The sequence below is a fragment of the Bacteroides caccae genome, from assembly GCF_002222615.2.
GTDB lineage: Bacteria > Bacteroidota > Bacteroidia > Bacteroidales > Bacteroidaceae > Bacteroides > Bacteroides caccae.
In genome coordinates this window covers 700,488-720,722 of sequence record NZ_CP022412.2, presented here as the reverse complement: position 1 = coordinate 720,722, position 20,235 = coordinate 700,488, and the positions used below count along the sequence as shown (strand labels likewise).

Here is a 20,235-nt window from a genome sequence, read left to right as displayed (position 1 = left end):
TAATCAATTATGAATATTATAAAAACAGTATGTACAGCAACCGTCGTATTAATGGCAGGTATGTTGACCTCTTGCTCAGATTATTTGGATGTTTCTAAAGAACTTGCTCAAAATTTGGACAAGGAAGAAGTGTTTTCCAAAGCTAAATATATCAAACAATGGTATGGAGAAATCTATCAAACCTGTCCGAACTATTCGGAAGCAGGTTTGGATGTGCAAAATTCAAATGGAACCGTTAATGCGCAAGCTATCTATTCAGGAGAAATCGTTTGTGCTCATCCTAGTGTGTTGAAATTCGGACAGAATACTTTTACTCCTAGTAGTACCACTCACAACCGTTGGTGGAATTGTTATAAACAAATTCGCCAGGCAATGATCTTTTTGGATATGGCACCTGAAAGCATAGGTGATCCGATCAATGCTGACGGTTATATTTCAGTAGAAGAGATGCGCCGTTATAAGGCGGATGTTACTTATCTGCTTGCTTATAACTATTTCTTGTTATTTGAATTCTATGGTCCTACACCTATTATTCCCGAGACAGCTGATCCATCAGATGAGAGCCTTGATTATGCACGTGCATCTGTTGATGAAATGGTAGGACACATTGATCAGTTATTAGAATCTGTTATAAACGGTGAATATAGGGATGATCTGCCTGAAACGATAAAAACAGGGACAGGGGATGATACCAGCCATGACAACAGTATGTACAATCTTCGTGAAATCCTGCGTCCTACAAAAGCGGCTGCTTTAGCATTACGTGCACGTTTGTGGGTATATGCAGCTTCTCCTCTGTTTAATGGAGGCTATAAAGAAGCGTTGAGTTTGACAAATCATGATGGAAAGCGTCTTTTCCCCGATCGTGATGATAACAAATGGCAAACTGCCAAGACACATCTTGAAGCTTTGTTGAGATTTGCCGAAGCACATGGTATGGATCTTTATTATTCCAAAGAGAGAGATCCTCATACATCAATATATGAATTGTTCCAACATTATAACGATGAGATTCTTTGGGCTAACGGAAATAACGATTATAATGATGGCGTCACTGCTAAAATGGAAGCTCGTACAATCCCTGGAGATATTCCTAGTGCTATGGGTAATGTAGGTTTTTATCAGAATATTGTCGATTTGTTCTTTACGAATAGTGGATTGGATATTAGTGAAGATCCTGATTATAATGAAAACGGATTTACGAACTGGGTAAATGTTTGTAATAATAAGCAACATGTAGACAAGCACATCTTCAATATGTATGTTAATCGCGAGCCCCGTTTTTATGCTGATGTTACATACGAAGGAAAGAGCTGGCATATACAAAGAAGCAGTTACCCAGATTGGGGAGCTCATTTTAGTAAAGGTGGTGCAGGCTATAGAGATAACACTATGCATGCACGCGCAGGCTATTTACTTTATAAGTTTAATAACCGTACGTTGCTGAAAGAAGGATCGTATCCAACGGATTGGGGACGTCCTTGGATCTATTTCCGTTTAGCAGACTTCTACTTGTACTATGCAGAAGTATGTAATGAGATAAATCCGAACGATGAAAATGTAATTAAGTATCTGGATTTGGTGCGTGAACGTGCTGGTATTCCCGGATATAAGGAACTGGCTACGAAACCTGCACCTTATGGAAAGAACATAATAGGAAATCAGGATTTGCAGCGTGAAGCTATCTATCGTGAACGTATTATTGAAATGTTGGGAGAAGGGAACTATTATTTTGATATGCATAGATGGATGCGTGCAGGATGGTCACAGGATGAGGCTACTGGTGAATGGATTAAAGATAATGAGAATAAACTGTTGATACGTTATGGTATGGACATCAGTAAAGAAGCAGTAAAAAAGTACAATAGTGCTAAAAACACTGCAATTGAATTTTATGATAAAATTGGTGAAGATTCATACTACAACCGTATTGTGGTAGATAGATATCCATGGTCAAAAGCTATGTTGCTTTATCCTGTACCTTACAATGAAATGCAGAAGAGTAAATTGACGGTTCAAAATCCGTTATGGAATTAATCGTATGACAGTTTGATAAACAAAGGCAGAGACCGGGCTCTTTTGTTCCGACTTTGCCTTTGCTTTACATGTTATTCATACTGGACTACCTTAAATATAAACTCTTGCATAAAATAAGTTAACGTAAAATATCGAAATGAGGTCATGAAAAATACAAAAATACCTATCATAAAAGGCCATTGGTGTAAGTTGAGGGTAATCTTATTATCTTTGCTTTATCCTTGTTTAGGCTATTCATGTAGTGACAGTGCAAGTTCGGCTATTCCTGATGATTGGATTACAATTTCTACAGAGTCCGTGAGCTTTCCTTATGAGGGAGGGACAGAAAAACGTGAGTTCGTATTGGGGCAAGGATTGGACATAAACCAGATAGCATCAACTTTAAGTAATAAGGGAGAAGATTGGTTGACCGCCCTTGTTGAAAATGGTAAAATGACGATTGTATGCGAACATTCTTTTGCAGAGAGAGTCAGAAGTTCTGTATTGACATTGATGTATGATGACAATCATAAATGTAATATCACAATTTCTCAAGAAGCAGCTCCCAGTTCTGCTGACAAATTAATAAAAGTAATTGGCGGCGAGGCCACTTCTGAGGAAACGCAAGGTAAAGATACAGACCAGAATCCGTTGACCTTAAAGATGTCCTATGATGGAAATAAGAAAACATATTTTAATTCCGCGTTTGGGCAGGTCTCATATCCATTTTCTATCAGGTATGAACTGGAGAAGGGGCATACACTGAATAGTATCGTTTATACTCCACGTACTGACTCTGGAAACAAATGGGGTTCATTCGATCAATTTACAGTGGAAGTTTCGACAGCCGATAAACCGGATGATTTTGTGAAAATAGGTGATTATGCAAGAGGTAATGGGGTGCATACGCCATTTACTATAAAATTGTCTAAGCCTGTGGAGGATGCCAAATTTGTTCGTTTTATCATAAATAAAGCCTATGAGGATAGAGTAAGCTGTGCTGAGATGGAATTTTATGAAGCTAGTAGTAATAAATTTGATCCAGCTACAATTTTTGCTGATAATATGGGTTTACAGCTTAAAGCTGGCGTGACAGAAAAGCAGATTAAGCAAATCCCTAATGAATATTTGAAAGAATTGGGACTTGCTTTGCTGAGTGGAAACTATGAGTCTGCTTATCGATTGGCGGATTACCGTCCTTACCAGAATCCAGCAGTAATGGCTACGGCTAATAAGACATCTAAATACAGCCTGAGAGATAATCCGACTGGAATTTATGCAAAAGCGGGTGAGACCTTGGCTATATTTGTCGATGATATTTATGAGGGTGGTAGAATTTCGATGCTTATTCAAGATCTGAACGGTGGTTACAACAATTCGAAAACCTACGAGTTGTCGGAAGGATATAATGAGATAACAGTAGAGGTCGGCGGTTTAATTTATATTTTGAATCATGTAAATGATGACATTCCTCTCCGGCATGAAGATGCTGATAATGATCAGAAAAGGAATATTGAGGCAAAGACGGTAAAAGTGCATTTTGCGAATGGAAAAGTAAACGGTTATTTTGATATTCAGAAAAACAAGGAAAGTGATTGGGCTCAGATTCGCGACAATGCAAAGTATCAGGAAATAGATATCTTGGGAGAATACTCACATTTGACGTGGAGAATATCTGACTTCAAAAAGTACAATACAGAGATAACGAAGACTATTGAAAATTTGGATCGTCTGGTATATTTGGAGGAAGAGTTTATGGGACTTGTTAAATATGGTAAGATGTTCAATAACCGGATGCATTTTTCTATTGACTACAAGGCAAAGAGCCCGAACGCATCAGATTATCGTACAGTTTATAATGCTAGTGATTACTATGCGGAACCGTTCTGTAAACCAGAAAATTTTCCTACTCGTTGTTGGGGACCTGCGCATGAAGTAGGTCATTGCAATCAGACACGTCCGGGGTTGAAATGGGCCGGTTTGACTGAAGTTACCAATAACATTATGTCGCTTTTTATACAGACATCATTCGGTCGTCCTTGCAAGTTGTTGGTTGACGGATGTACGTTGAAAGATGAGAACGATCAGACATTGGGAACGTATAATAATATTTATCAAGGCGCTACATCATTGATAGTGGATGGTAAACGTCCTCATTGTCTTCCTGGTATTGCAAATATTACTCGTGAAACTCAACTTGTACCATTTTGGCAGCTCAAACTGTACATGATAGATGTATTAGAAAAAACTGATTTTTATCATAAATTATATGAATATTTTCGTACTCATGAGAGTCCGAGTGACAAGGGTGAGAATCAAGGTATGAACCAGCTGGATTTTGTACGTCAGGTATGTGACATTTCAGGATTGAATATGCTCGATTTCTTTGAGAAGTGGGGATTCTTATATCCGGTTAAAACTACACTGAATGATTATGGAAATAAAGCATTCGAAATCACAGAAGAACAGATTGAACTGTTGAAGGAGGAAATTAACGGAAAAGGTTATGAAATGCCACATCCGAACGTTCATCAGATAACGGAAATCAATTTGGATGATTATAAATGATTGAATAATAAATGATCTATAATAATTAAAATTTAAGAATATGAAGAATATAAATAATATATTATCAGTGATACTATTGTTGTTTGCAGGATTTTTTGTTGCTGCCTGTGATGACGAAGAAACAGTTGTCGTTCCAGATAACTGGATAACTGTGTCAACAGATCCAATGACTATTGGTTATGAAGGAGGAAGTTTGACATGTGACTATACGTTGGCCAAAGGGCTTGATGCGAGTGTGGTATATATTATAAATCATGAAAGTTGGTGCTTGGGCTATATCAAGGATAGTAAGATAATGATAGATGTAGATTTGTCGGAGAATATAAATGGGCGTACAGCTAAGATGTCTTTGATTTATGATGAAAGTCATCAAGTGGAACTTGTTGTAGAACAAGGGAAGGCTCCGACGGTACTGGTTGAAAGTATTGATAAAAGTGCTATGCCAGAATCTATTAATATAAATGAGACGTTGGATCTGAATACGGTAGTAAAAGTATTACCAACTAATGCAAGTTATCAAAACCTGGCCTTTACTCTTGCAGAAGGTAGTGAAGCATTCGTTGAACTTTCAGAGTCAGGTGTGGTTAAAGGAGTTGCTGCAGGTGAAGCAAAAATTAATGTTGCTGCAGTTGATGAAAGTGGAGTGACGGATGTTATAACATTGAATATTATTGGTGATATTAGGCTGGATCGTACTTCTTGGACAGTAACTACTTTTGCAAAATATAGTAATGGACAAAACTATGTAACGGATGGAAATACAGGAAAACCGGAAGATATATTGGATGGTAAACAAAGTACTTATTTGTCAATGATTAAACCTGGAAAATCCATGGGTGCTTATGTGGGTACGACAGACCCAAATTTTACTGTTGATATGCAGCAGCCACAAACTTTCAATTATTTTTATTGGCAACATAGGAAACAGAATAATGGTTACTTACAGGTGTTGTCTGTAGATATTTATGGTAGTAATGATAATGAAACTTTTACAAAAATAAATGATGAAGTTATTAATATTATCGAAGACTTATATGATACTCAATATTTTGATATACCAGAATCAACCTATCGGTATGTTAAAGTACAATATAGGTCATATAGTTCAGGAGGTTCATCTGCGCAAGTAGCTGAATTTGGACTTGGCCTTAAACTCTAATCCGACGGTTTGAAATAGGTCCTTATACACAGAGGGCACTTTCTAAAGTAGTTGCTTAACAGGCTTCATACTTTTTGAAGTGCTCTCTTTTTATTTCTTTATAAGAGTAAAGTAATAATATCATTAATTATTCTATGTAGAAAATAAATTGTTGATATATGATGTTTTAATACAAGACTGTATGAGAAAAAAGTTTATTAAATCCATTCTTATTGTATTTGTATTGATAACCCAGTTATCTTTATTGAAGGCACAGACGCAAGAAATAGATCTGTCTGGTCAATGGGGATTTCAAACTGACCTGATGGATTTTCGACGCGGTTCTTTGGATATTCGTTATATGCATCGCTTGCAGGAGAGCATCCTTCTACCAGGGATTACGGATGACTATAAAATTGGTTATAAATCTCCTTATCGTCACATTGACCGTTTGACTCGTGTGTATGAGTATATGGGGCCGGCTTGGTATCAACGTGAAATAACTATTCCAAAAGAGTGGAAAGGCAAACGTATTTTTATATCTTTCGAACGCGTACACTGGTTGAGTTCTATTTATGTAGACACAAAGGAAGTCAGTAAAATAGACTATATCAGTGTTCCCCACAATCACGAACTGACAGATTTCGTGAAACCGGGTAAGACGCATCTTATTACTGTATGCGTTGATAATCGTTATCAATACAATACCCATAAATGGGATCATGCTCATTCGGAATATACTCAAATAAACTGGAATGGGATTTTGGGGGAAATGAAACTGGTAGCTCTTGATCCTGTATATATTGAGGATATGCAACTGTATCCGAATGTATCGGAGCATTCAGTCAAAGTCAGGATGAAGATATTGAATCACACTCATAAACTCGTTACAGGGAAGGCATTTTTTACAATTTCCGGCGAACAATATAAGCAGACTAGAGAGACAATGGTTTCTGGGAATGATTCAGTATTTTACGTAGAAGATATCATAGCGTTAGGTAAAGATATTCGGTTGTGGGATGAGTTTACTCCTAATCTCTATACGTTGCAATGTGATCTGGCAACGACTACGGGTAGTACAAACTATCAACATACACAGTCCGCTACCTTCGGAATGCGTGAAATAAAGGCAGATAGAGACAATATTCTGATTAATGGTCATCGGGTACATTTGCGTGGAACAGTAGAAAATGCAGTATTTCCTAAAACAGGTTATGCTCCAGTGGATGATGCTTCGTGGGAACGTATATTAACGATTCTGAAAGATTATGGGATGAACCATATGCGTTTCCATTCCTGGTGTCCACCTGCTGCGGCATTTCGGACAGCGGATAAACTAGGAATTTATCTGGAAGTGGAAATGCCGATGTGGGGAAAGGATGCCGAACCGGATGAGAAACGTTATGACTTTTTCCGTCGTGAACAAAAAGCTATCTTGAAAGAATATGGTAATCACCCCTCTTTTGTTCTTTACTGTAATGGTAATGAGATAACCGGTAATTTTGATTTTATAGAAGAACTAACCCATTATGGGAGGGTCAGTGACAAACGCAGGCTATTTAGTGGTTCGACAGCCCGTACACGTGTGAAGTCTGACCAATTTTACATCACTCATCAAACGCCTAAAGGACATATGGCTATATACGAAGGACGGCCATATACTGATTGGGATAAAAATAAAGAATTGGGCATTGATGTGCCTGTGATCTCTCATGAGTCGGGACAGCGTTGCATATATCCTAACTTCAAGGAGATTCCAAATTTTACCGGTCCGGTTCAAGCTCGAAACTTTGAAGTTTTCCGTGAATCATTGGCGGCAAACGGTATGTTGGATCAAGCAGATGATTTCTTCCGTGTATCAGGGGCTCAGACTGTACTGGAATATAAAGATGTTATTGAAGCTGAACTTCGTACTTCTCTTAAATCCGGTTTTCAACTTCTGGCCTTGAATGATTTTACAGGACAGGGATATGCTCCGGTTGGTATTCTCGACCCGTTTTGGGAGTCTAAAGGTTTGATTACTCCTGAAAAATTCCGTGAGTTTTGTGCACCCACTGTTGCTTTACTACGTTTTCCTAAACGAGCCTATTATTGTGATGAAACTTTTGAAGGGAAGGCAGAAGTGTATAATTATAGTCCCTCTATCTTGAAAAGTGCAAAAGCTAAGTGGTGGATTACCGATGCTTCCGGCAGAGTTCTGAAATCCGGTAGACTGAAGACACAAAGAATAGGAAACTATGGTGTCTTTCCACTTGGAACGTTTCAGTATATGTTGAATTCGGTGACTGCTCCGCAGAAATTAACCATACATCTGTCCGTTGGTGACAAAGTTCATAATAGTTGGGATATATGGATCTATCCCCATCATAAAGATTTGATGCAGACAACGCCTGATGTATTATATACAACAACCTATGATGCGAAAGCGAAACAATATCTCCAAGAAGGGAAAAAAGTTGTTCTTTGTCCGAAGCCGAACAAAGTGAAAGGGCGTAAGTCTGTATTTCACAATCATTTTTGGAATCCGATTATGTTCAAATGGGCACTAACGACACTGGGTTGTCTTATTCATGCCGATCAGCCCATGTTTGCAGACTTCATCACTGAAAAGCATCTTGATTGGCAGTGGTGGGATATTCTGACGAATGCAAAAGTGATTGATATGACGGATACTCCGCAAGAACTTCGTCCGTTTATCCAGGTAATAGATAGCTATGAAACCAATCAGAAACTAGGGATTGGCTTTGAGGCTAGGGTAAACAATGGTAAACTGTTGGTATTGGCTGTTGATACTCGGAAAGATCTGGATAAACGTCCTGCTACTCAACAATTGCTGAAGAGTATTGATCAATATGTGAAGAGTGGCCAATTTGCTCCCCGAGCAACTGTAAAAGAAGAGTTTATTCAATCCTTTTTAATAAAATAGTTATGCGAAGAGAATTATTTATATGTTGTTTATTTTGCCTGTCCTTACTGACTTTATCTGCACAGGAGATTCCGATGCAGGAAGTCGCGGCTTTAGAGCAAGTGTATGGTGATGTTCAGGAATCAGAGGGATTGCTGCCGATGAATGAATTGGGCATTGAGTTCGGCTATGCTTTATATGAGGCGGAGATTACTGTGGAGGATGTGGATCCAATATTGGCGGTAGAGAATATTCGGGACTATGCCTCAGTCTATGTTGATGGAAGATTACAAGGCTGGATCACTGATAATCAGAAGAATATTAAGCTGACTGTTTCTACGGGTACACATCATCTGCAACTTTATGCAGAGAATATAGGGCGTATTACTTATGGACCTGAGATATTGGACAATTCCAAGGGACTTTTCGGGAGTATCACTTTAGAAGATGTTGAAATAGAGAACTGGAAAATGACACCTCTCCTGATACGTGACTGTGACGTGGAAGAACTCCAGTTTACCCCTTGTCAAACAAAACAGTCTCCTTGCTTCTATCGCGGTACTTTTGAGATAGAAACTCCGACAGACATCTTTTTAGATACTTCGGGCTGGGGAATGGGAGAAGTCTGGATAAACGGGCAGTATATAGGTTCTTTTTGGGAGAATATTTCTCAGCGGACTATTCCGGTACCAGCTGCTATACTAGCTAAAGGTATTAACCGGGTAGTCGTATTTGAATTGAAGAATAATTGTAGGCAGGTGGTACGTCTATCTGAGAAAGCTATATTTGATTAATAAAATAAGAGTATAATAGAAAGAAAATTTAATTATTAGGTTTGTGACTGTTGTTAGTTGCATATAGCAGCTGATTTTTAGCAACTGATTCACATTATTCATTAATTTGTAAAATATATGAGAAATCTAACTACAACAAGTAGATGGAAGAAATCACTTTTGTTTATATTGGGGCTATCTGTGATGTTACCTCCTTCATTAATACAGGCTAGGTTATATAATAATGCGATAGAGACAGAAGTGTTGTCTCCCATTGTCGGTGCCAAAAAGATAAACCCCACCACCGTTGAAATACTATTCCCCAATAGCCAGCGTATGACATTGGACTTCTACGGGGAAAATATCTTCCGTGTATTTCAGGACAACTCAGGAAGCGTGATCCGGGATCCTCAAGCAAAGCCGGCGGCGCAGATATTAGTCGACAATCCCAGAAAGGCGGTTTCAAAGCTGGATTTGGAAGAGAATACAGATTTTGTTTTCCTCACTACCGGAAAGATAAAAGTCCGGCTGGATAAAAAGACATCCTTGCTTAAGGTAACTAATCTGGCAACCAACACTGTTGTAGTGGAAGAACTGGAAGCGCCTCTTTTTGAGAAAGGGAAAGTAACCCTGACATTGAAAGAGAATCCGCAGGAATACTTCTACGGTGGCGGTGTTCAGAACGGTCGGTTCTCCCATAAGGGTAAGGTGATTTCTATCGAGAACCAGAACAGTTGGACAGACGGGGGAGTCGCCTCTCCTACCCCTTACTACTGGTCTACCAACGGCTACGGTATGATGTGGTATACCTTCAAAAAAGGGAAGTACGACTTCGGAGCATCCGAAGAGGGAAAGGTGAAATTGTCTCACGAATCAGACTATCTGGATGTGTTCTACATGATTAATGACGGTGCGGTAGCTCTGTTGAATGACTTCTACCAACTGACAGGAAATCCCGTATTGTTACCTAAATTCGGTTTCTATCAGGGACATCTGAACGCTTATAACCGTGACTATTGGACAGAAAACGAGAAAGGCATTCTGTTTGAAGACGGAAAACGATATAAAGAGAGCCAGAAGGACAACGGTGGAATCAAAGAATCGTTGAACGGCGAGAAGAACAATTATCAGTTCTCTGCACGTGCGGTAATCGACCGTTATAAGAACCATGACATGCCGTTGGGCTGGCTGCTTCCGAACGACGGCTATGGAGCCGGCTACGGACAGACGGAAACATTGGACGGTAATATACAAAATCTGAAAAGTCTGGGTGACTATGCCCGTCAGAACGGAGTGGAAATCGGCCTGTGGACACAGTCTGACCTGCACCCTAAGGAAGGAGTGAGCGCTTTGCTGCAGAGAGATATTGTGAAAGAAGTAAGGGATGCCGGAGTACGCGTGTTGAAAACGGATGTAGCCTGGGTCGGTGCCGGCTATTCTTTCGGATTGAACGGAGTAGCCGATGTCGGACATATAATGCCTTACTACGGAAGTGACGCCAGACCGTTTATCATCTCCCTTGACGGCTGGGCGGGCACACAGCGCTATGCGGGCATCTGGTCGGGTGACCAGACGGGAGGCGTATGGGAATATATCCGTTTCCACATCCCGACCTATATTGGCTCGGGACTGTCCGGTCAGCCGAATATCACTTCTGACATGGACGGTATTTTCGGTGGCAGGAATGTGCAGGTGAATACCCGTGATTTCCAATGGAAAACGTTTACTCCAATGGAACTGAACATGGACGGTTGGGGAGCGAATGAGAAATACCCGCACGCCTTGGGAGAACCGGCAACCTCCATTAACCGCTGGTATCTGAAACTGAAATCGGAACTGATGCCTTATGCTTACAGTATCGCTAAGGAAGCTGTAGACGGTATGCCGATGATAAGAGCGATGTTTCTGGAATACCCGAATGCCTATACTCAAGGTACGGCTACACAGTACCAGTATCTATACGGGCCTTATTTTCTGGTTGCTCCTATCTATCAGGCAACCAAAGCTGACGAGCAGGGAAATGATATCCGTAACGGCATTTACTTGCCCGAAGGCGTATGGATTGATTATTTTACGGGCGAAAAATACGACGGGAACCGCATACTCAACAATTTTGCAGCTCCTCTCTGGAAGCTTCCCGTATTCGTGAAGAACGGAGCGATTATTCCGCTGACGAATCCTAATAATAATGTAAATGAGATTGATAAAGGAATCCGTATCTATGAGCTTTACCCGTACGGCAAGAGTTCTTTTACCGAATATGACGACGACGGTGTATCCGAAGAATACAAACGGGGTAAAGGAGTAACAACCAATATTGAGTCCGAGGTTGGCAGCAAGAATGACGTTACTGTGACCATTCATCCGGCAAAGGGTGATTTTACGGGCTTTGTGAAAGAAAAGGTTACAGAGTTCAGAATCAATGTCACTTCTCTGCCGAAAAAAGTGACGGCACAAGTGGGAAAGAAAAAAGTGAAACTGACAAAGGCCGCTTCGAAAGATGAATTTGCAAAGGGTGAAAACGTCTTCTTCTACGATGAGGCTCCCGATCTGAATCGGTTTGCGACTAAGGGAAGCGAGTTTGAAAAGACCGTTATCACCAAGAACCCGCAACTTTTGGTGAAACTGGGTGTCACCGATATTACGGCCAATACTACGACATTGCGCATTGAGGGATTCCGTTTTGTTCCCGAAGACCGCTATCGGATCACTTCCGGAACTCTGGCTGCTCCTGTTGCCCGGGTTACTGCCGACAATACGGAAGCCTATACCTTGAAACCGACATGGGATAAAGTGGCCAATGCCGATTTCTATGAGATTGACTTTATGAATATGCTATATACTACGATAAAGGATACGGAACTACTGTTTGGAGACCTGACTCCCGAAACGCCCTACTCATTTAAAATACGTGCTGTCAATAAAGACGGAGCTTCCGCCTGGACAGAGTTCGGTGCTGCGACCAAGTCCGATCCGCTTGAATTTGCTATTCGTGGTATCAGGGGCGAATGTACGGCCGCTTCGCAAGGAAGAGTAGGCGTGAAACGTCTGTTCGACTTTGTAGAGTCCGGAGATATCTGGCACTCGAAATACGGGGAAAAAGCCGTTCCGTTCGAACTGGTTATGGACCTGGTGACTGTCAACCAACTGGATAAATTCCACTACCTGCCACGTACAAACGCCGGTAACGGAACATTGCTGAAAGGAACCGTTTCTTATAGTATGAACAAAGAACAGTGGACGGAAGCCGGAACATTTGAATGGCAGCGTGACGATGAGGTGAAGGTATTCAATTTCACCCAACATCCTACTGCCCGCTATATCAAACTATCCGTTACAGAAGCAGTCGGCAACTACGGCTCCGGTAAGGAAATCTATGTATTCAAGGTGCCCGGAACGGAAAGCTATCTTCAAGGAGACATTAACGTCGACGGTAAGATTGACGGCAATGACCTGACATCTTATACCAATTATACAGGACTGAGAAAGTGCGATTCCGATTTTGAAGGATACATCAGCAATGGTGATATCAATAAGAACGGTCTGATTGACGCTTATGATATTTCGGTGGTCGCCACGCAGCTTGAAGGCGGTGTTGATAACCGTGGTACGGAAAAGGTGGACGGTACGATTGAGATAAGCACCTCGAAACAAGTATATGACAAAGATGAGATTATTGAAATTCAGGTAAAAGGTGTTGATCTGCGTGCAGTCAACGCATTCAGTTTTGCTTTACCTTACAATCAACAGGATTATGAGTTTGTCGGCGTGGAGTTGCAACACATGAATGCAATGGAGAATCTGACTTACGACCGTCTCCATTCCAATGGTTCAAAAGCCTTGTATCCTACCTTTGTCAATGTAGGAAATAAGAAGACGCTTGAAGGAACCGTTGACTTATTTCTTTTGAAGTTTAAGGCAAAACGTCAAGTGAAATTCGGGTTGAAGATCATTGACGGCTTGTTAGTAGATAAGAGATTGAATACTCGTAGATCGGGTGTTCAGTAATTGGGTTAGTTAGTAGAGTTGTTCAAAAAGCTGCTTTTTTCTTTCTTTATGGAAGATAAGAGCAGCTTAAACGGAAAATATGACTCTATTAAGTCCATAAAGCCCGGTATCTTTGTCTTAAATAAAATTATAGTATTATGAAGAAATTACTTTTAACCCTTGCCCTATGCATGGGCTATTTGTGTACTACAGTTGCGCAGACATTTGTTAAAACAGAAGTGAAGCAGTCGATGCGGCGGGTGGCCGACTGGCAGATTGCTCATTACAACAAGGCTATTTACGGTGATCTCAATTGGGTAAATGCCACTTTCTATTTGGGACTTGTCCACTGGGCTGCAATAGCCGAACAGACGGATAAAGATGATTCATACTACAAATGGCTGTTGCGGCTGGGGAACCGCAATTACTGGCAGGTAAATCAACGGATGTATCATGCTGACGATATCTGTGTCTCGCAGATGTATTTGTATATGTATGAAAAGTACAAAAGAAAAAGTATGCTTGTCCCGACACAGGCACGTGCCGAATGGGTGATTGCCAATCCTCCTTCCGGTTCGTTCGAGTTGGACTATGGCGATGCAACCACCTTGGAACACTGGACTTGGTGTGACGCACTGTTCATGGCACCTCCTGTTTACATGAAACTCTACAATATCACGGGTGACAAGAAGTTCATCCGTTTCATGGATAAGGAATATAAAGCTACTTACAATTATCTGTTTGATAAAGAAGACAATCTTTTCTATCGTGACCACCGTTACTTTACGATGAAGGAGGCGAATGGCGCGAAAGTGTTCTGGGGGCGTGGCAATGGCTGGGTACTCGGAGGGCTCGTTGAGCTTTTACGTGAACTTCCTGCCAAGAGCAAATACCGTCCGTTCTATCAGGACTTGTTCCAAAAGCTATGCCGCCGGATTGCTCCTTTGCAGAATAAGGACGGCTTCTGGCATGCGAGTCTGCTTGACCCGGCTTCTTATCCGTCGCCCGAAACGAGTTGCAGCGGTTTCTTCGTGTATGCGCTGGCTTATGGGATAAACGAAGGACTTTTGCCAAAAGAAGAATTCATGCCTGTGGTGGAGAAAGGCTGGCAAGCATTAGTGTCGGCTGTGGGAGAAGACGGTAAACTGGGATATGTGCAACCTATCGGCGCTGATCCGAAAAAGGTGACTCCCGATATGACAGAAGTCTACGGTCCGGGAGCTTTCCTGATGGCAGGGACGGAAGTTTACCGTATGGCACAGGACACTCCGAGGCAGCATGCGAATATTTCCCAAAGCCGTATCCGTGAGATTGCTGCAATGTTGCCCGATAAACCGGAAGGAATAGGCGTTTCTTATAAAGACCGCACCTTCTGGAACAAAGTAAAAGAGAGTAGCAAGGCAGAAAAACTGCTGACAGAAGAAGCACCTGCATTGCTGAAAAAGGGAATGCCTCCTTTTGTTGACTCCTTGTATCTGCATCTGAACAAAACCAATGTCCGCCTGCCGGGCGAAAATATGATAAATGCCCGTTACCATTATCTGTTTCGGTTGACATTGGCTGAATGTATGGAGAATAAAAGACGTTACATTCCTGCTATTGAAAAGGCTCTGGTTGCTCTCTGCAACCAGAACTCCTGGTCGATTCCGGCTCACGACCGCAATCTGAATAATTATCATGGAACAGATTATTATGTCGATTTGGTAGTTGCCACTGCCGGAAACGGAATTGCGCAGTGTGTTGCTATGCTCGACGACCGTTTGTCACCGGAAGTAAAGGCCCGCGTGCAGTGTGCTTTCCGCGAGAAAGTATTTCGTCCTGTATACCGTTGCCTGGAAGAGACAAAGCCTTTCTGGTGGTTTACGGTTACAAATAACTGGAACTCGGTTTGTCTGGCAGGTGTCACGGGTGCTGCCCTCACTTTGCTGGCGGATAAGGAGGAACGCGCTTATTTTGTTGCCGCAGCCGAGAAATATAATGTATACGGTATGAAAGGATATGCCGATGACGGTTATTGCAGCGAAGGGGTCGGCTACTATAATTATGGTTTCCGTGCATATATCTTGCTGCGTGAGGAAGTATGCCGTGCCACGCAAGGCAAGATAGATTTCTTCCGTGAACCTAAATTTGTGCATATTGCTCAATATGGTCGGAAGATACAGATGAATGAAGGTGTATGTCCTGCTTATTCCGACTGCCGTATCGGTTTATCGCCTGATAAGTTCATCCTCGATTACTGTGACCGTGCGCTTGGTATCACCTCTGCGGAAGAAAAATATATTCTCCCTTCCGGCAATAATTTCTCTCTTTATCTCATAGAGCTGTTCCCTCATCAGGTATGGAAAATGGAAATGACAGACGGCATTCGTCAGGCATTGCAGGAAGGTTCCGATTCTTTGCGGGCGTATTATGAAAAGGCAGGAATCTTGGTTGCACGTCCTGCCAAGGGCAGCTCGTGTACGTTGGCTGTCTCGGCCAAAGGGGGTAATAATGCCGAAAATCATAACCATAATGACATCGGCTCTTATGCCGTCGCTCTAGGAAAGTGCACTATGGTCGGCGATCAAGGCGGTCCTTTCTCTTATCCGGGTGATTATTTTAGTGCGGAAGCTCCCGAGAAGTATAAGATCAAAGGTTCTTTCGGTCATCCAGTTCCGGTAGTAGACGGAAAAACACAGTCCTCCGGTGCCAAAGCGAGCGCCATTGTACTCAAGAAAGAATTTACGGACGTAAAAGATTTGCTTAGTATTGACTATACTTCGGCTTATTCCACCCCCAGTCTGGATAAGTTGGTTCGCACTTTCGTCTATGACCGTCAAGAGAAAGGTAGCTTTACTGTGGGTGACGAATTTACGGCCAATGCACCTATCCGGTTCGAAACAGCCATAACAACACAAGCCAACTGGAAAATTATTGATGATACACATCTCTTGCTTACTACCGGCACAGAACAGATGACCGTTACGATTGAAGCGTCCGGCAAAGTCGCGTTTACTTCTGAAACGATTGAGGTGAACTCTCCGGCCTATAAACGTATCGGTATTTCACTGAAGGAGCAGTCGAAGGACGGATATATCCGGTTGACGATGCGTACAAAACAATTGTGATAATGAAGATACTATGAAAAACACCGCTATATCTTATGATTAAACAAGGAGGAAGCGTATGAATACTAATCTTGTATATGGATTGAGAACTAGTTGTTTGGATAATGAAGAGTTCTTCAAATATCAGAAATCAATTAATATATTGATGCATACTTATTCTATCTCCTGTTACTCTTTGCCACAAATTAATAACTGAAGAATGGAAGCAGTTATTTACCCTTATGGATATTTTTCAAATAATTCCGGATTTATTATATTCTATTTCTGAGAGAGGGACTATTTGTATAGACTCTGTTCGTTCCGTTTATAACAAATTGCCCGAGCTAACTAAAAATAGTATAATGGGGTAATTAGCTCTCAAAGAAATTGAAGAGCAAGAGGATAGAAGAGATCTCTTAAAAAGAACCTCCATAGGTGATACCTCTTAATTTCATCAGAAAAAGTATTTCTGGAGACATGGTTGAATTGGCTAATTATAAGAATAAGACTTTTGTATTATTGGATTTTTGGGCAAGTTGGTGTATGCCTTGTTTGAAAGAGATTCCTAAAATGAAAGAAGTATATAAGAAATACAATGAGAAAGGATTGACTATTATTGGTATATCATTGGATAGAGTCAAGGATAGTTGGTCTGAGGCTATAAGAAAATACAACCTGAATGTTTGGCCACAAATTTTAAGTTCTGAGACGAATGAGAAAGATGAAAAGGAGAATAACCTGTCGTACCTATACAATTGTGATGCTATTCCATTTTATGTCTTGATTGATAAAGAAGGAAAAGTCGTTGCTAAGTGGGAACATATAGGGGATGTGCAGTTGAAAGAGTTAGATATGCTTATTAAATAGTTATAAAGAGACAATATATGAAAACAACTTTATGGACAATAATGCTATTGTGTGCGATTAATAATATATCAGCACAGGTTAAAAGCCAAGTAAAAGAAAGCTTTGAGTTGACAAGTATTGCTTTTCGATTGGCTGGTGCGGAAGAGTATATAAATAATACTATCCCCGGTTATACAGCCGATATTGATAATTACTTCTCAAAATATAGAGAACATAAGCTCATCTCTTACATCAAAAAGATAAGAGAGGAGCAAGGAATAGCTTATGATGCTGTACCTGCGGCAACTGGATGTATTGAGATAAAGAGAGGGAAAGTGATTATTGATCCACAATGTGACGCATCAAAGATAAGTATGATTGACAGTAGGTGGACAGAGGAAAGTTTCAGAACATTTGTCCGTTTATTGAATGATTTTTATAGACAAACAAAATTTAAGGATTTCTATACACTGCATCGTGGCTTATATGATATAGCTGAAACTAGATTGAATACTATTCTTGTCGATCTGAATGCAGAGTGGTTTAAATCTATGTTTGGCGAAGGACCTGAAAATACAATAGTGGTTGCATCTCTTTGTAATGGACCTGGTAATTATGCTTTTAATGGAATAACAAAGGGAGAAAAACGTGGAATTGTTATTGGATGTAGTACCGATAAAGAAGGAAACCCGGCGTATAGTAGATTCCTTATAACTGTCATTGTGCATGAGTTGTTACACCACTATACTAATCCTTGCCTTGCTCAATATTGGTCTCAGATTGATTCTGCTTCGCAAATAATTTATCCTCACGTGAAAGAAAAGATGGCCAAACTGGCTTATGGAAGTACCAATTCAACGATGATAGAATGGTTTAACAACCTATTGACTATCATGTATTTTAAAGATAACCCTAATAGGGGATTCACTGCTACACATTTAACTGCATGGAGGCAACATGAAGGTTTTATCTGGATGGAAAGAAGCATGACGTTTATGGAACATTTTCGTAATCATCGTAATTTGTATTCTACCATTAAGGATTTTATGCCTGAGATAGTAAGTTTTGTCAACTATACGGCATCTGATTTTGATAATGTATTGAAAGAGTACGATAATAAAGAACCCTATATTACAGATATATTTCCTATTTCAAATAGCATATTACCTTTAGGTATTGATACTATACAAATACGTTTCTCTAAACCTATGTTTGGTGCTTACGGTATAAGGCCGTTGGATGATAAAAGAATATCGCCACCTTATACAGACTATCAGCCGTTTTGGAAAGATAAATATACTTTTTGTATTATATTAGATAGAAGTAAGCTGGAGAAAGGAAAGACCTATGGGTTTAAATTAAATCGCGCCTTCTTTCAATCAGAGAAAACATATCCAATGAAAGAAGATTTTCCTTACACTTTTAAAATGCCAGATGAATGAAAATATACATCCGGTTTCGAATAATATCTTTTTAGATTATATGTTGTTATTTAAATATGAATATATGAGAGTGATTTTGATTTTTTCCTTGTTTTGCATATTAGCATTAAATGTTATGTCAAAGAGCCACAGTTCGCCTGAGAGGTGTGATAGTGTAATAACAGTTATAGACTCTTTAGCTTTCAATTATCCGGTTGAAAGAATCTCTTTTATGCTGGACGGTAAACTTGTACATCATTCGGTTATCTTTAAAGAAGGACGACAACTGTATAAGTTTGTGAATGGATTTATGGATCCTCTTGACGCAATAAAACACTTTGGAGAGAAATATAGAAACGGACTTTTAATGTACAAAAAAGAAGAAAGCGATGAAAGTAAATAAATATATACTATTATTTTGTCTGTTGGCGTGTTCATGGAATATTTGCGGTCAAAATTCTTGTTTTCACATAGAAGGTACTGTAGATTCGAAATATAATGGTGCTTTAGTTACGCTTTTTACTATTACTGGTAATGTAATTCGTTCCGTAGATTCCACTTATGTAGAGAATGGCTGTTTTGGCTTTGTTGGGCCGGAATATCTCTATGAAAAATCTATAATATCTTTGGGTAATTATCCGGATACAGTTTTGTCAGCTGAACTTTATCTAGAGAGTGGCCCTATCAAAGTAGAGTTGAAACATAATTCCGTAGTTTGCTCTCCATTAACTTTGGAATATCAACAGTTTCTTGATTCGTGTGCAGAATATCGTCGTCAAATAAGTGTAGCTTTAAAAAACAAGGAGGATGTGGAAGATATGGAGTTAAAATTGTGTGAATATAAATACCGATTCAAAAAGAAGCATATTCATAATGGGTTGGGACGTGGATTACTTCTTCGGGAAGCAAACGATATTTATGATCCTTATTTTGATGAATTGTATGAGATGTTATCCGACAGAGATAAATGTCGTGGTGATGTTAAATCAGAATATCAAATTAGAAAGAAAGGGTTAGCTCAACAATTTCTTGCAGGAAAACAATTTATGGATTTTACTTTGATTGATTCGCTGGGTAACGAAAAGAGGATATCAGATTATGTGGGTAAGAATGAATTATTATTTTTGGATTTTTGGGCAAGCTGGTGTGGTCCTTGTCGTGCTCAAGAACCACGTCTTGTCCGGTTATATCAGGAATATAAAGATAGAGGGTTTGGCATTCTGGGGATTTCATTAGATGTAAACACGGCTTCTTGGTTGTCTGTATTGGCAAAGAAAGAGAATTTATGGCCTGAATTATGTATTGCCGGTAAAGAAGATGATAAACGTATACGGGAGTTATATTCTATAACGGGTATTCCTTTTGGGGTTCTACTAGATAAATCGGGCAAGATTATATCTGTTGTGAATGCCGGTTGGCAATATCTTAAAATGATTTTAAATGAATATTATAAGGCTGATGATAAAAGGTCTGCTAAATGAGATAAGAGATAAAT

The 20,235-nt window shown here is 40.1% G+C and carries 11 protein-coding genes; all 11 read left to right on the top strand.

Annotation, left to right across the window (positions count from 1 at the left end; all coding sequences use genetic code 11):
- Positions 1-9 precede the first annotated feature (9 nt).
- The 11 genes from CGC64_RS02915 to CGC64_RS02865 all read left to right on the top strand — a co-directional run bounded on the left by CGC64_RS02915 (position 10) and on the right by CGC64_RS02865 (position 20,221).
- Positions 10-2,037, top strand: coding sequence for a RagB/SusD family nutrient uptake outer membrane protein (locus tag CGC64_RS02915; protein WP_005676648.1), 2,028 nt, complete (start codon positions 10-12; stop codon positions 2,035-2,037).
- A 144-nt stretch (positions 2,038-2,181) separates the two neighbouring features.
- Positions 2,182-4,584 (top strand): M60 family metallopeptidase, encoded by a 2,403-nt coding sequence (locus CGC64_RS02910; RefSeq protein ID WP_005676647.1) that lies wholly within the window; start codon positions 2,182-2,184, stop codon positions 4,582-4,584.
- A 40-nt stretch (positions 4,585-4,624) separates the two neighbouring features.
- Entirely contained in the window at positions 4,625-5,743 is a 1,119-nt protein-coding gene (locus CGC64_RS02905; RefSeq protein WP_005676646.1) for a discoidin domain-containing protein, read from the top strand.
- A 181-nt stretch (positions 5,744-5,924) separates the two neighbouring features.
- Complete coding sequence (locus CGC64_RS02900; RefSeq protein ID WP_005676644.1) at positions 5,925-8,648, top strand: sugar-binding domain-containing protein; 2,724 nt, start codon at positions 5,925-5,927, stop codon at positions 8,646-8,648.
- A gap of 2 nt (positions 8,649-8,650) precedes the next feature.
- Positions 8,651-9,421 (top strand): beta galactosidase jelly roll domain-containing protein, encoded by a 771-nt coding sequence (locus CGC64_RS02895; protein WP_022042517.1) that lies wholly within the window; start codon positions 8,651-8,653, stop codon positions 9,419-9,421.
- Positions 9,422-9,538: 117 nt separating this feature from the next.
- Positions 9,539-13,408 (top strand): TIM-barrel domain-containing protein, encoded by a 3,870-nt coding sequence (locus CGC64_RS02890; protein ID WP_005676639.1) that lies wholly within the window; start codon positions 9,539-9,541, stop codon positions 13,406-13,408.
- A gap of 137 nt (positions 13,409-13,545) precedes the next feature.
- Positions 13,546-16,494 (top strand): glycoside hydrolase family 88/105 protein, encoded by a 2,949-nt coding sequence (locus CGC64_RS02885; protein WP_005676638.1) that lies wholly within the window; start codon positions 13,546-13,548, stop codon positions 16,492-16,494.
- Between the two features lie 414 nt (positions 16,495-16,908).
- On the top strand, positions 16,909-17,340 hold the full coding sequence (locus CGC64_RS02880) for a TlpA family protein disulfide reductase (RefSeq protein WP_138332468.1): 432 nt from the start codon (positions 16,909-16,911) through the stop codon (positions 17,338-17,340).
- 17 nt (positions 17,341-17,357) lie between these two features.
- A complete protein-coding gene (locus CGC64_RS02875; RefSeq protein WP_005676636.1) occupies positions 17,358-18,761 on the top strand; it encodes a DUF4932 domain-containing protein in 1,404 nt (467 codons plus the stop codon).
- Entirely contained in the window at positions 18,754-19,143 is a 390-nt protein-coding gene (locus tag CGC64_RS02870; protein WP_005676635.1) for a hypothetical protein, read from the top strand. Before CGC64_RS02875 ends, CGC64_RS02870 begins: the two co-directional genes overlap by 8 nt.
- Entirely contained in the window at positions 19,130-20,221 is a 1,092-nt protein-coding gene (locus CGC64_RS02865) for a TlpA disulfide reductase family protein (protein ID WP_005676634.1), read from the top strand. The genes CGC64_RS02870 and CGC64_RS02865 overlap by 14 nt, the downstream gene beginning before the upstream one ends.
- Positions 20,222-20,235 lie beyond the last annotated feature (14 nt).

What these genes read in the sequence shown, in the direction of transcription:
- CGC64_RS02915 (WP_005676648.1), top strand. Translation starts at nt 10, where the DNA reads ATGAATATTATAAAAACAGTATGTACAGCAACCGTCGTATTAATGGCA.
- CGC64_RS02910 (WP_005676647.1), top strand. Translation starts at nt 2,182, where the DNA reads ATGAAAAATACAAAAATACCTATCATAAAAGGCCATTGGTGTAAGTTG.
- CGC64_RS02905 (WP_005676646.1), top strand. Translation starts at nt 4,625, where the DNA reads ATGAAGAATATAAATAATATATTATCAGTGATACTATTGTTGTTTGCA.
- CGC64_RS02900 (WP_005676644.1), top strand. Translation starts at nt 5,925, where the DNA reads ATGAGAAAAAAGTTTATTAAATCCATTCTTATTGTATTTGTATTGATA.
- CGC64_RS02895 (WP_022042517.1), top strand. Translation starts at nt 8,651, where the DNA reads ATGCGAAGAGAATTATTTATATGTTGTTTATTTTGCCTGTCCTTACTG.
- CGC64_RS02890 (WP_005676639.1), top strand. Translation starts at nt 9,539, where the DNA reads ATGAGAAATCTAACTACAACAAGTAGATGGAAGAAATCACTTTTGTTT.
- CGC64_RS02885 (WP_005676638.1), top strand. Translation starts at nt 13,546, where the DNA reads ATGAAGAAATTACTTTTAACCCTTGCCCTATGCATGGGCTATTTGTGT.
- CGC64_RS02875 (WP_005676636.1), top strand. Translation starts at nt 17,358, where the DNA reads ATGAAAACAACTTTATGGACAATAATGCTATTGTGTGCGATTAATAAT.
- CGC64_RS02870 (WP_005676635.1), top strand. Translation starts at nt 18,754, where the DNA reads ATGAATGAAAATATACATCCGGTTTCGAATAATATCTTTTTAGATTAT.
- CGC64_RS02865 (WP_005676634.1), top strand. Translation starts at nt 19,130, where the DNA reads ATGAAAGTAAATAAATATATACTATTATTTTGTCTGTTGGCGTGTTCA.